Raw genomic sequence first — 13,523 nt, 5'->3', positions numbered from 1 at the left:
TAAAATTCCAAGAATTCCAAATATGTGCGATTTATTCGCCTAGAGCTTTGTCGATGAGCTTGACGTCTTCACTTGCGCTGCCGTCGATGACTAGGGCTTGATCGCCGCCACTCACCGCGCTTTTTCCGTTAAATTTTGCGCCCACTTCGATGCCGAAGCTTTGCGATAGCACGTCGCCTACGAGCACACCGCCGCCTAGCAGCTCGACGAGCTCGGCTTCGATATTGCCGAAAAATTTGCCGCTGATTACGATATGTTTGGCCCTGATCGAGCCGCGCGCGGTACCATTTTTACCGATGACGACGGTGTTATCGGAGATCACGTCGCCTTCGACATTGCCATCGATATGCAAAATGCACGACAGGTGCAGCTCTCCTTTGATGAGCGTGCCTGACGAGATTATTGTTGTTTGAGCGGTGTTTGCATCGCCTTTATTAAAGATTGCCATGGGACATCTTCCTCCTTAGTAAAAATTTCTTTGTAATTTTTTTCGTTCCAGTTGATGAAATTTAGCGGATCTAGCGGCAGCTGCAAAAATCTAATCTCGTAGTGCAGATGAGGTCCGGTGCTAAGCCCGGTGTTGCCGCTAAAAGCGATAAGATCGCCTTTGTTTACAAACTCGCCTACTTTGCGAGTTAAATTTGAATCCAAATGCGCATATCGTGTCGTAAAGCCGTAGTTGTGGCGAATCTCGACTAGATTGCCATAGCCAGTAACGCCAGCGCCGCTGTATTGGATGATGCCGTCTGCAGGCGCGTAGATAGGCGTTTTAGGCGGCGTACGTAGATCAACGCCCGGGTGAAACTGCTTGCGCTTTAAGATGGGATGGTTGCGCCAGCCGAATTTCTCGCTGAGCTGATGAGTGCGCATTACCCTGCCGTTTGGGATCTGCATAAAAATTTCTTTTATCAGCGCGTCGGAGAATTTTTCGTTGATGATCTTTTGCGCGCGCTCTTTGATCTCTTGTTCGGAAGTAGTCTTGATGTGAGATAGGCGGTCGATCGCGCGCTCATCCTCCTCAGGATCGAGCCCAAACTGATGCTCTAAATCCGAAATTTTACCCTCGATGGCTTCAAATTCCATCTGACTTGCCGCGATACCGTCGCGAAGTTTTTGATTTAGCTCGTTAAGCTCGGTTTTGGTTCGCGAAAGGCTGTCGATTTTAGAGCCCAGATACCTGATATATAGCGCACCCGTAACGAAAATGGTAAAAACAAATAGTACCAAATATAACGCGATCTTTTTGATGATTTGCGAAAGCAAAAAATTCCTAGAGCCGTTAAGGTCGGTTATGGTTATCATAAATTTGTTTTTCATAATGCGGCATTATAATGCAGCATAGCTGAAATTTCAAAAAAATTGTAGATAAATTTAAAAGCTATTTAATTTCAAAATTTCACTAAAAGATAAAATTTATTACTTAGTATAATTATAATTTAAGCAAATCTTGCTATAATTACAGCAATTTTAAATAAAGGAGACACAATGTCAAAAACGGTAAAACAACTAAACAAACTTCAGGCGGACGCTCATGCGTTCTTTGTTGCATTCCACGATTATCACTGGAATGTTAAGGGCTTACAATTCGCGCAGGTTCACGCTTACACCGAGAAAGCATACGACGAGATGGGCGAGCTCTTCGACGATATGGCCGAGCGCGCGCTTCAAATAGGTGGCAAGGCCGTAACTAAGGCTAAGGATCTAATTGAGCTTTCAAAAGACGCTCCGATTAGCGTAAAAGACAGCTATAGCGTATCTGAGGTACTCGAGGATGTTAAAAAAGCCTATGAGTATTTGGTAAAAGAATTTAAAAAGCTTCAAGAAGTAGCCGAAGAAGAGGGCGACGATACGACTTCAAATATTGCGCAGGATCACTATGGCGATTATGAAAAACGCCTATGGATGCTAAGCTCAATGCTAAGCAAATAATCCCCGCAAATCCTTTCAAAATTTTTAGGGGCGCATGCCCCTAAAATCTATTAAAGTTAATATTTAAATTTCAAAAAATTTTAAAATTCTAAGATTATAATTTCACACTAAAATTTTAAATCTTGCTTGAAAATTGAAGTAGAGTTGCTCATTTAAAGTAAAATTCATGTAGGTTTTAAATTTCATATCGTTGAAATTTAACTCATTCGCCATGTAAAAGTATAACTCTTTTTATAAAGCTCGGTTTCATTTAAAATTTTGCCGCGTCGTTAAAATTCCCTTGCCGATTTCAAATTTTATAGCTGTAAAAATTCTAAGAACTAAGGCTTTGTAGCTCAAGAATGGCATTTGCTAAGAGATCGTCTGTGATAAATTTATATTTCTTTTTAGCATCTGATGATAAATTTTTTGGCTTGTAGTTTTACTATTTTGATTATTTTTAAAGTCCCGGTGCTTATAAATGAAGCGGAATTTTAAAAATTTCAAAGAATTTCGCAAATTCCGTAAAATTTTACAATTTCACGGAATTTTGATTTTAATAGAATTTGGTTCGAGCCTTAAAAATTCTCTTCGGTATTTCGGTCGCTTACGCGGTCCCACGGCAGCTTCATTCCACCCAGGATATGGAAGTGCAAATGCATCACCTCCTGGCCCCCGTTTTCGCCGCAGTTGCAAACGAGACGGTATCCGCTCTTATCAAGCCCCATTTTTCGGGTTACTTCTTGGATGAAAGCGCTCATCTTCGCCATCACCTCGGGAGGCGTTACTTGGAAGTTTTCGTAGCATTTTTTAGGGATAGCCAGGATGTGGATAGGCGCTTTTGGATTGATGTCGTGGAATGCCAAAAATTCATCGTTCTCTAACACTTTGTTGCACGGGATTTCGCCGTTTACGATCTTTTCGAAGACGTTCATTTTAGATCCTTTTATAAGGTTGAAATTTAGCCGCGATTATAGCCAAAAAATCCAAACACGCAAATTTACCTAGCTTTTATCAAATTTTAACTACAATCGCGCCATTAAATTTAACCACAAGGATAGAATTTGCAAGAGATTAAAGCAAAAATCGACGCCGCATCGAGCTTAAGCGAGCTGGAAGCCGTGCGCTTGGAGCTTTTCGGCAAAAAAGGCATCATAACGGCGCTTTTTTCCGAGCTCAAATCCGCAGCGCCCGAGCAGAAAAAAGAGCTTGCCGTAAGCGCGAATGAAAAGCGCGATTATTTCAGCGAGCTCATCGCTGCAAAAAGGGCGAGCCTGGAAGCAGCAGAGCAAAAAGAGGCGATGAAAAATGAAGCAATCGACGTCACGCTTTTTAACGAAAACGTAAGCTGCGGCGCGCTGCACCCCGTGATGGAGACGATGGATAAGATCATAGACTACTTCATCGCGCAAAATTTCAGCGTCGAAAGCGGTCCGCTCATCGAGGATGACTTCCATAATTTTGAGGCGCTAAATTTACCCAAATACCACCCTGCACGCGATATGCAAGATACGTTTTATCTAAATGACGGGCGGCTGCTACGCACGCACACCAGCGGCGTTCAGATCCGCACGATGGAGAAATTTAAAGCTCCGCCGGTGCGTATGATCGCCCCGGGCGCGGTCTTTCGCCGTGATATGGATCTAACCCACACGCCGATGTTTCATCAAGTAGAAGGTCTCGTAGTCGAGCAGGGAGACCGCGTGAGCTTTGCAAATTTAAAATACGTTTTAGAGGAATTTTTGCGCTATATGTTTGGAGACGTAAAGGTGCGCTTCCGCCCGAGCTTCTTTCCGTTTACGGAGCCTAGCACTGAGGTCGATATCAGCTGTATTTTCTGCCACGGCGAGGGATGCCGCGTCTGTAAGCAGACGGGCTGGCTCGAGGTGTTAGGCAGCGGTGTGGTCGATCCTAACGTCTTTAAAGCGGTGGGCTGGAAAAACGTCAGCGGATACGCATTCGGGCTCGGCGTGGAGCGCTTTGCGATGCTGCTGCACGGTATCCCCGATCTGCGCTCGCTATTTGAAGGCGATATTAGATTATTGGAGCAGTTTAAATGATAATAACGAGAAATTGGTTGCAGGAGTGGATCGACATAAGCGAAATTTCAAGCGAAAGGCTACTTTCTACGCTAAATTCCATCGGTCTTGAGGTTGACGCTCACGATGAAATTTCACTTCCTAAAGGCGTCGTCGTAGGACTCGTAAAAAGCAAGCGTCGACACGAGAATTCCGATCATCTAAATGTCTGCGAGGTTGATGTCGGTAAGCAGAGTCTGCAGATCGTCTGCGGTGCAAAAAACGTCGAGGCAGGGCAATATGTCGCGGTTAGCCTAATCGGTACCGTGCTTCCTGGCGGACTTGAGATAAAGCCTGCCAAACTTCGCGGCGTGGAGAGCTTTGGTATGATCTGTTCGGCAACCGAGCTTGGACTTGCTAAGACGAATGACGGCATCATGGTGCTTGATAGCAGCATCGGCGAGCTCGTGCTCGGTAAAGAGCTGCGCGAGTATGAAATTTTTAATGATGATCTTATCGAGATTGAGCTTACCGCTAATCGCGGCGACTGCCTTAGCATCTTAGGCATAGCGCGCGATCTAGGCGCAGCGCTTGATCTGCCGCTAAAGGAAAAGCACGAATTTGAAGATGCCGACGGAGCACCTGGTATCGGTAGAATTTTAAGCGTGCGTGCAAGCGATGAGGTAAGCGCTAAATTTGCTTTTCGAGCTTATGAGATCAAAGGCGAGCTGAAGTTAAATTTAAAGCAGACCTTGCGTCTTGCAAGCGTTGGTATTTTGCAAAGCTGCGCGGTGCAAAATTTCATCAACTACGCTACTCACTCTACCGGAGTATTGCTGCGCGCTTATGATTTTGAAAAGATCGCTTCCGCAGATGGCAAGGTGGCGCTTGACATAAAGCCCATGCCAAACGGCGAGTTCGGCGTTTATGCGGGCAAGAGACTGCTTAGCGTAGCAGGAATTTGCCAAGACGCGGAGCTAAAGGCATGTTGCAGTAGCAAAGTGGTGCTATTAGAGGCAAACTATACCGCGCCACTAATTATCGCCAAAGCAGTAAACGAAAATAAAAGCCTAAAAGGTGACGAGCACGTGTATCGCTCAAGCAGAGGCAGCGAACCAAAGCTTAGGCTGGGACTAGATCTGCTATTTAGATTGCTACTTAAAAATAAAGCCGTTAGCCTATATGCGGGCACACAAAAGATTTCAAATGCTTTGGAGCCGCTTATCGTGGGCTTTAGCGAAAAAGAGATAAACTCAATGATCGGCGCGCAAATTCCGCGCGATAAGATCGTAAAAATTTTAAAAAGGCTGGGCTTTGATGTGGGCGTCGAAGCCGATCTTATCACTGCCAAGGTGCCGCCTTTCCGCCACGATATCGTAAATTCCCACGACGTTTGCGAGGAGATCGTGCGTATCGTAGGCATCGATAATATCGCCGCCGCACCGCTAAGCTTCTACGAAAAAAACCGCTTAAACGATACCTACGTAAGCTTATGTAATGGACGCAAGCTTCGCAGCAAGGCGGCAGCGGTAGGATTTTTCGAGTGCGTGCATTATGTATTTGACGACGGCAAGGCGCTAGAAAGCTTAGGCTTTGCGCCGTGCAAGGTTAAAATTTTAAATCCGATAAACGGCGAGCTGGACGCGCTAAGACCGACGCTGATTAATCATCTGCTGGAATCTGCTGAGCGAAATTTAAAGAATTCTCGCAGAAGCGTCAAGCTTTTTGAGCTAGGAGAGGTCTTTGACGAAAGCGGCGCGCAGAGCCTAAGGCTGGGCTTTATCGCTAGCGGATTAAAGGCGGAGCCCTCTATCGCTGCCGGCGCAAAACCCGCTGCGGTGGATTTTTTGTATTTTGCAAATTTAATCCAAAGCGTCATCGGTAAATTTAAGGTCAGGCTGCCTGGCGAAAATTTGAAATTTTTAAGCGAATTCGAGCAGGCGCAGATCGAGCAGGGCGGGCAGATAGTGGGCTTTATCGGGCGCGTGGATTACGCCGTAGAAGCAGGGCGCGATCTGGATAAAAGCTATCTGTGCGAGATCGATTTTTCCAAGCTTAAATTTGAAAATATCGTAGCGGACGCTTATTCGAAATTCCCTAGCGTATCGCGCGATCTAAGTATTTTGGTGCCGAGCGGAATGCGTTTCGAGCAGATTAAGCAGTGCATAGATTCCCTTAAAATCGAGGCGCTAAAGGAATTTATCCCGAGCGATCTTTATAGCGACGAAAGCCTGGGCGATTCAAAGAGCCTGACGATCAGACTTGTATTTCAAGACCTTCAAAAAACGCTGTGCGATGAGGAAGTAGCGGGCTTTACCGATAAAATTTTAGCCGCGCTTAGCAGCGAACTGGGACTTGGACTGCGATGAGGATTTTTGCGCAAGCGGGCCCTTTGCGGGCGGAGATTTCAAACATCGCCGCGGATAAATCGATCTCGCACCGTGCGGCGATCTTTTCGCTGCTAGCGGAGGGGACGAGTAAAATTTCAAACTATCTAGCCGCCGAGGATACGCAAAATACGCTAAAGATCGTGGAGCTTTTGGGCGCTTGCGTGCAGCGCGTAGAGGGCGAAATTTTAATCACTCCGCCGAAGGCTATCAAAGAGCCGAACGTCCCGCTTGATTGCGGCAACTCTGGCACCGCTATGCGGCTATTTATGGGCTTTTTGGCGGGGCGGGAGGGATTTTTCGTGCTGTGCGGCGATCGGTATCTAAGCGAGCGCCCGATGAGGCGCGTTGCGGATCCGCTTTGCAAAGTAGGCGCTAAAATTTACGGACGAGCAGGCGGCGAAAAGGCGCCGATTGCGGTGCTCGGGCAAAAGCTTGGGTATTTTGAATACGCAAGTAAGATTGCGTCCGCGCAGGTAAAGACCGCTTTGATTTTAGCGGCTCTGCGCGGCAGCGGATGTAAATTTAGCGAGCCCGAGCTTAGCCGCGATCACAGCGAGCGGATGCTAAAAGCGATGGGCGCGCAAATTTCGCGAAACGGTCTTGCGATCGAAGTTGCGCCGCTTAGCTCGCCGCTTAAACCGCTTGAAATTTTTATCCCAAACGATCCCAGCTCGGCGTTTTTCTTCGCGGTCGCCGCAGCGATAACCCCGGGCTCGCGCATAGTGCTAAAAAATATGCTGCTAAACAAAACCCGTATAGAGGCGTATGAAATTTTAAAACGTATGGGTGCCGAGGTTAAATTTAATAAAACGAGCGAAATTTACGAGCAGATCGGCGATATAGAGGTTGCTTACGCGCCGCTTCACGCCGTAGAGGTGAGCGAAAATATCTCGTGGCTGATAGACGAAGCGCCAGCGCTTGCGATCGCTTTTGCCTGCGCACAAGGAACTAGCGTGCTTAAAAATGCCGCCGAGCTGCGCGTAAAGGAGTGCGACCGCATAAAAGTAACCTGCGAAGGGCTTCGCGCTTGCGGTATTAAGGCGCGCGAGCTGCAGGACGGCTGGCAGATCGAAGGCGGCGAGGCGAACGCGGCGATCATCACGCCGTGTGGCGATCACCGCATCGCGATGAGCTTTGCGATTTTGGGTTTAAGATCGGGGATGATCATCGAGGATAGCGATTGTATCGCGACGTCGTTTCCGAATTTCGCCGCGATTTTAAGACAGATCGGAGCCGGCGTTGAAGATTGAGATGGCCAAAAGCTACGGCTTTTGCTTCGGCGTCAAGCGCGCGATCAAGATCGCAGAAAGCGCCGGCGAGGCCGCTACGATCGGCGAACTGATACATAACGCCGAAGAGATTAACCGTTTAAAACAAAATTTCGGCGTCAAAACCTTAGAGGGCGTTAACGAGATCAAGGACGAGCAAAAGCTCATCATCCGCACCCACGGCATCCAAAAGGACGATCTGCAAAGATTAAAGGCGCAAAATAAAGAGCTCATCGATGCTACCTGCCCCTTCGTTACTAAGCCGCAGCAGATCGTAGAAAAGATGAGCGCGGAGGGCTATGACATCGTGATCTTCGGCGATAAAAATCATCCCGAGGTAAAGGGTGTGAAATCCTACGCAAAATCGCGCGTATTCGTGATCATGGATACGAAGGAACTGCAAGACGTCAAGCTTGGCTCGCGCGTCGCGCTCGTTTCACAGACTACGAAAAAGATAGAAAGCTTTACCAAAATCGCGGATTTTTTGATGCAGCGCGCAAGGGAGCTAAGAATTTTTAATACGATTTGCAATGCGACGCTGGAAAATCAAGAGGCTGTAAAAAGCCTGTCGCAAAAGGCCGATGTGATGATAATCGTAGGCGGGAAAAATTCCTCCAACACCAAGCAGCTTTTTTTAATCTCGCAAAATTTTTGCAAAGACAGCTACCTTATAGAAAACGAAAGCGAACTTGAGCGCTCGTGGTTTGAAAACAAAAGCCTCTGCGGCATCTCCGCAGGAGCCAGCACGCCTGATTGGATCATCAAAAAAGTGGTAGCGAGAATAGAAGATTTAACGCAGAATTTATAAACTCTCTTATCAAATTTACTCTTAGAAATTTATCAAATCGAAAGCAAATTTTAGCTAAAATCGCACATTTTAGTTCTTTTCAAAAAAGCACAAATAAATTTAAAGGAAGCATATGGCTGAGGTGAACGAGAAGGTTCAAAACCACGCAGAGGAAGATTTTGCGACATTGTTAGAGGAGTATGACGCCGGCAAGTCTCGCGACGAGGTCGTCACAGGTAAGGTTATCGCCCTTAAGGACGGTGAGGTTTTCATAGACGTAGGCAGGAAGTCGGAGGGTATTTTAGATGCCGCCGAGGTTAGCGATGAGCAAGGAAACCCGCAGGTTAATGTAGGAGATGACATCAAAGTCGCTATTATCGGAAGCAGAGGCGGTCGCCCGGTCGTATCGTATAAAAAGGCTCTAAAGAAGGAAAAAGTAAAGGCATTCATCGACTCCTATGATGAAAACGCAGAAAATGTTTATGACGTTAAAATTCTATCGTTTAATAAGGGCGGTTTCGTTTGTGCTAACGCAGATGATGTGGAATTTTTTATGCCTCGCTCGCAAAGCGCGCTTAAAAACCCAAATGGCGCTGTCGGTAAAAATTTCAAGGTAAAGATCATTAAAGTTGATAGAGACGAACAAAGCATCGTAGTATCGCGCAAGAAGCTACTTGATGAGGATCGCAAAGCAAGCAAAGAGGCGATCGAGAAAGTAATCGCTACTGAGGGCATCATCGAAGGCGTCGTTAAAAAAATCACAACCTACGGTATGTTCGTAGACGTAGGCGGTGTGGACGGGCTCGTGCACTACAGCGAAATTTCATACAAAGGCCCGGTAAATCCAAGCTCGATCTACAAAGAGGGCGATAAGGTTCCGGTTAAAGTTATCAAATACGACAACGATAAAAAGCATCTCTCCCTTTCGATTAAAGAGGCGATGCCAGATCCTTGGAACGAGATCAAAGATAGCCTGGAAGTAGGCGATACTATCCGCGTAAAAGTAAGTAATATCGAGCCTTACGGCGCGTTTGTCGATCTTGGCAACGATATCGAGGGCTTTTTGCATATCAGTGAAATTTCGTGGGATAAAAATATCAAAAATCCGAAAGATTTCATCAGCGAGGGCGAGGAGCTTGACGTTGAGGTCGTAGAGATTAACCCTAGCGAGCGTAGATTACGCGTAAGTCTTAAAAATTTACTTACCAAGCCGTTTGACGAGTTCGTTGCCAAGCATAAAGTGGGCGACGTGCTAAAAGGTAGCGTCACTACGATTACAAATTTCGGCGCGTTTGTAAGGATCGACGGCGTAGAGGGACTTTTGCATAACGAAGATGCTTCGTGGGATCGCGGCGAGAAGTGCAAAAATTTATTCAAAGTAGGCGACGAGATCGAGGTTAAGATCATCAAGATCGACAAAGATACTCAAAAAATTTCTCTAAACCACAAGGAGCTCGGCGATAGCCCGATTAGCGAGTTTGCCAAGAGCCACAATCAAGGCGATGTCGTAAAAGGCAAGATCCGCGATATTAAAGAGTTCGGAATTTTTGTCGAGCTGGGAGGCGGTATCGACGCGCTTATCCGCAAGGAAGATCTTGGCAACGTAAGCGTAGATAGCCTAAAGGTGGGCGACGAAATCGAGGCTGCGATCGCTTTCATCGATGAGAAGAAAAATAGAATCCGCCTAAGCGTGCGCAGGCTGGCTCATCAGAAGGAGCGCGAGGCGCTAAATGAGATCAATAGCAACGACGATGAGAAGCAAAGCCTAGGGGATCTGATCAAAGATCAACTAAATAAATAAAACTCTTTCCGCAAGGCATCCTCGCCTTGCGGATCCACTTCTAAAGGTTAAATTTAATGAAAACTATCATAGTCTGCGACGCAATCCACAAAATCGGTTTTGATATGCTTAAGCAGGAATCGGACGTTAAAGTAATCGACGCCACGAGCGTGCCCAAGAGCGAGCTATATGGAATTTTAGGCGATGCGGACGTTGCGATTACCAGAAGCTCTACGGCGGTGGATGAGAAATTTCTAAATGCCGGCACCAAGCTAAAAGCGATCGTGCGCGCGGGCGTGGGTGTGGATAACTGCGATATCGACGGCTGCTCCAAGCGCGGCATTATTTTGATGAACGTACCTACGGCAAACACCATCGCCGCGGTCGAAATGACCATGTGCCACCTACTAAATGCGGCGCGCAAATATGTAAATTCCTGCAACGATCTGAAAATTAATAGAATTTGGAAGCGCGAGAAATGGTACGGCACCGAGCTTTATAAAAAGAGCCTCGGCATCATCGGCTTTGGAAATATCGGTTCGCGCGTGGGGGTGCGCGCGCTTGCGTTTGGAATGAACGTCATTGCCTACGACCCATATATTGAGCCCGAAAAGGCCACGAAGCTCGGAGTAAAATATACGAAAAATTTCGACGAAATTTTATCTTGCGATTTCATCACGATCCATACGCCGAAAAATCAAGAGACGATAAATATGGTAGGCGAGCCGCAAATAGCGAAGATGAAAGACGGCGTGCGCCTAATAAACTGCGCCAGAGGCGGGCTGTATAATGAAAAAGCGCTCGCAAACAATCTACGCAGCGGCAAGATCGCGTATCTCGGCATCGACGTGTTCGACAAAGAGCCTGCGACCGATCATGAGCTTTTGGATATCGAAAATTTAAGCGCGACTCCGCATCTTGGCGCAAATACGCTCGAATCGCAAAGCAATATCGCCAGGGAAGCCGCGGAGCAGGCGATCAGCGCCGCACGCGGCTTGAACTATCCAAACGCCTTAAATTTGCCGCTTAAGCTTGAGGATCTGCCGCGCGGTATCGAGCCGTATATAAATTTGGTCTCGAAAATGGCCTATCTTGCGGCGCAGATCAATAAAGGCCCGATCAAATCGATCACGATCGAGGGCAGCGGCGAGGTGGTGCAGTATCTAAAATCGATGCTCGTTTTTGCCATCGTAGGCGCGCTGCACGATTCTTTGGGCGATTCGCTAAATTACGTCAATGCTAAATTTCTTGCGGATGAAAAGGGGATCGAGACGAGCTTCGGCGAGCTTGCAAACAGCGTCTATAAAAGCGAGATCGCGGTAAAAATCATGACCGACGAGGCGATCTCAAACGTCGCAGGTACGGTCTTTGACGGCAGCGAGGAGCGTATCGTAAATATCGGCGGATTTAAGACCGATTTTAAGCCGAAGGGCAAGATGATAATCTTCAAAAACACCGACGTGCCGGGCGTTATCAAGTCCGTAAGCACTATCCTAGCCGACGAAAACATCAATATCGCGGACTTCCGCCTAGGCAGAGGCAAGGAGGGGGACGCTTTGGCGGTCATTTTGGTCGATTCCGAAGTGCAAAAAAGCACGCTCGATAAACTGGCGGCGCTTCAAACCTGCCTAATGGTGCGCTACGCGGCGCTTTAATCCTTTTCCGCTTAGGAGGCGGAATTTTAAATTTCGCCTCGTTTTAATTCTTTATAATTTAAATTTACAATTTCAGCTATGACGGCGTTTGATGAGGCGATGCGGGAACGCGCGGCGAGGATTTTGGCGGAACTTGAGTATGCGCAGACCTGCGCTTGCGGTACGTTGTGGCGTGCGACTTTTGCAAACGCCGCGAGCGCTTTAAATTTAACTCTCGCCCTGAGCTTGCTTTTAAATTTAAATTTCGTCCTTGTAGATCTGCTTTAAATTTCATCATTACAAGCGTCGCCGATTAAATTTTGCCGCTATGCAGGTTTGGCACTAAAAGCTAGAGGCTGCGATGCGAAACGCGGTCAAATTTTATAAATTTTTAGACACGGAGGGTGCTTTTGCTTTAAATTTATTAGCGGGTGCTTCATCTCTCTAATCGTATCGCCCGTTTAAATTTCGGGCAACCGCCGAGCGATTTTATTGCTGATTAAATTTAGGGCAACTACCGAGAGATTGCGCCGCTGATTAAATTTTACGTTTTTGCCGAAATTATGCTTCGCCGAAAAATTCCACCCGGACTAAATTTAGTCGATACAAAATTTCAGCCGTAATGCGTCCTGCTAATTTGTGGCCCCAGTGTCTCGATTAGGCTTAAAATTTTGCGGATCTGCGTTTGGTATTCGCGCGCGAGCTCTATGCTAGCAGGCCTATCAAAAAGAGTAGTTTCAAAAAGATCGGGCGCACCGTTTAAAAATAGATATAAACGCTTATCCATAAATACCGCGCTCAAGCTAAACTCGCCGTTCGTTTCGCGATTTATTTCGCGCAGACGCTCCATAAACGCGGGCGTTAGCAAATAGCGCGCTTCTACTTTGTCATCCGCAAACACGCGAAAATCGCGCATAAAATCCAAATCGTCCATCATCTCTTTTTCGCCGAAGATCTTGGCGTTTAGCTCCCTGCTTACCACTATCGTTTTGCCCGAGGTTTTTTTCGCGAGCTCGCAGATCAGTACGTTGCCGTCAAAGTCCATATAATTATCGTAGAATATTTTGATCAACATAATCGCCGCTATGAGCGGATTATCCGTTTTCATGTAAAACCTGCTATTGCTATGTACCTCGCTGAGGCTAAATTTAATCCCGCAGTGCGCGCCCGTAATCCGATCCTCGCTTTTGATCCCGGACTTCCTATCAATTCTAAATTTTTGAAATTCCTCTTCTTGCATGCCGGTATAGGGATAGTATTTTAAATCGGCGTTCATATCGTCTATGACGGCGCGGACGAATATCTCTTTGTAAAATTTATAGTAGCGAATTTCCGCTTCGGTTTTTTGACCGGCGCAATGCAGAAAAAATATCCAAAAGATCGGAAAAAGGATCAAGACGCCCAAAAATTCGGCAATTTCTATAGAGGGAGTGTCTGTTTCAACGCCGTCTAGATACACTAATACGAACAGGACCGCAAAAAAGACGACTATACTGAGGTAGCGGTATCTATTAAAAATTTTAGCGCACGCTTTTTGCTCGATTGAAGTTTGCGAAATAGCATCTTGCAAAGAAGGCGACATATCTATCCTTGATAAAAATTTCGCCCGTATTGTAGCAAAATTTAACGTGATTTATAAAGAGCGAATTCCGCCGCATAATTAATAGTCGAGATCGGAGCTTAATTTATGCAGTCCGTGCGGCGTAAATTTTAAAATCTTACTATTCTGAAAACAATT

General features: G+C 46.5%; 12 protein-coding genes. 8 read left to right on the top strand and 4 right to left on the bottom strand.

Features of this window, described 5'->3' with window-relative positions; all coding sequences use genetic code 11:
- Positions 1-31: 31 nt before the first annotated feature.
- Both QZ367_RS08540 and QZ367_RS08535 read right to left on the bottom strand, forming a co-directional pair.
- A complete protein-coding gene (locus tag QZ367_RS08540) occupies positions 32-448 on the bottom strand; it encodes a polymer-forming cytoskeletal protein (RefSeq protein WP_005873147.1) in 417 nt (138 codons plus the stop codon).
- Entirely contained in the window at positions 400-1,317 is a 918-nt protein-coding gene (locus tag QZ367_RS08535; RefSeq protein ID WP_291939659.1) for a M23 family metallopeptidase, read from the bottom strand. The genes QZ367_RS08540 and QZ367_RS08535 overlap by 49 nt, the downstream gene beginning before the upstream one ends.
- Positions 1,318-1,485: 168 nt before the next feature.
- Between QZ367_RS08535 and QZ367_RS08530 the strand changes: the two genes are divergently transcribed.
- Entirely contained in the window at positions 1,486-1,929 is a 444-nt protein-coding gene (locus QZ367_RS08530; RefSeq protein ID WP_005873145.1) for a DNA starvation/stationary phase protection protein, read from the top strand.
- Between the two features lie 557 nt (positions 1,930-2,486).
- On the opposite strand, the gene QZ367_RS08525 is transcribed toward QZ367_RS08530, so the two are convergent.
- Complete coding sequence (locus tag QZ367_RS08525) at positions 2,487-2,843, bottom strand: histidine triad nucleotide-binding protein (RefSeq protein WP_291939653.1); 357 nt, start codon at positions 2,841-2,843, stop codon at positions 2,487-2,489.
- 129 nt (positions 2,844-2,972) lie between these two features.
- Between QZ367_RS08525 and pheS the strand changes: the two genes are divergently transcribed.
- The 7 genes from pheS to QZ367_RS08490 all read left to right on the top strand — a co-directional run bounded on the left by pheS (position 2,973) and on the right by QZ367_RS08490 (position 12,073).
- The gene (gene pheS / locus QZ367_RS08520) at positions 2,973-3,968 is read left to right on the top strand and encodes a phenylalanine--tRNA ligase subunit alpha (RefSeq protein WP_291939650.1); all 996 of its coding nucleotides are present in this window, start codon (positions 2,973-2,975) and stop codon (positions 3,966-3,968) included.
- Complete coding sequence (pheT, locus tag QZ367_RS08515) at positions 3,965-6,295, top strand: phenylalanine--tRNA ligase subunit beta (RefSeq protein WP_291939647.1); 2,331 nt, start codon at positions 3,965-3,967, stop codon at positions 6,293-6,295. The genes pheS and pheT overlap by 4 nt, the downstream gene beginning before the upstream one ends.
- On the top strand, positions 6,292-7,566 hold the full coding sequence (gene aroA, locus QZ367_RS08510; protein WP_291939643.1) for a 3-phosphoshikimate 1-carboxyvinyltransferase: 1,275 nt from the start codon (positions 6,292-6,294) through the stop codon (positions 7,564-7,566). Before pheT ends, aroA begins: the two co-directional genes overlap by 4 nt.
- Positions 7,556-8,392, top strand: coding sequence for a 4-hydroxy-3-methylbut-2-enyl diphosphate reductase (locus QZ367_RS08505; protein WP_291939640.1), 837 nt, complete (start codon positions 7,556-7,558; stop codon positions 8,390-8,392). Before aroA ends, QZ367_RS08505 begins: the two co-directional genes overlap by 11 nt.
- A 112-nt stretch (positions 8,393-8,504) precedes the next feature.
- Entirely contained in the window at positions 8,505-10,172 is a 1,668-nt protein-coding gene (locus tag QZ367_RS08500) for a 30S ribosomal protein S1 (RefSeq protein ID WP_291939637.1), read from the top strand.
- A gap of 56 nt (positions 10,173-10,228) precedes the next feature.
- Positions 10,229-11,806 (top strand): phosphoglycerate dehydrogenase, encoded by a 1,578-nt coding sequence (serA, locus tag QZ367_RS08495; protein ID WP_291939633.1) that lies wholly within the window; start codon positions 10,229-10,231, stop codon positions 11,804-11,806.
- A gap of 123 nt (positions 11,807-11,929) precedes the next feature.
- A complete protein-coding gene (locus tag QZ367_RS08490) occupies positions 11,930-12,073 on the top strand; it encodes a hypothetical protein (RefSeq protein WP_291939630.1) in 144 nt (47 codons plus the stop codon).
- A 325-nt stretch (positions 12,074-12,398) separates the two neighbouring features.
- On the opposite strand, the gene QZ367_RS08485 is transcribed toward QZ367_RS08490, so the two are convergent.
- Positions 12,399-13,367, bottom strand: coding sequence for a DUF3137 domain-containing protein (locus QZ367_RS08485; protein WP_291939626.1), 969 nt, complete (start codon positions 13,365-13,367; stop codon positions 12,399-12,401).
- Positions 13,368-13,523 lie beyond the last annotated feature (156 nt).

Source organism: Campylobacter sp. (assembly GCF_019423325.1).
Taxonomy (GTDB): Bacteria; Campylobacterota; Campylobacteria; order Campylobacterales; family Campylobacteraceae; genus Campylobacter_B.
Note: the sequence above shows the minus strand (reverse complement) of the source record. Positions and strands in the feature narration are given on the sequence as shown.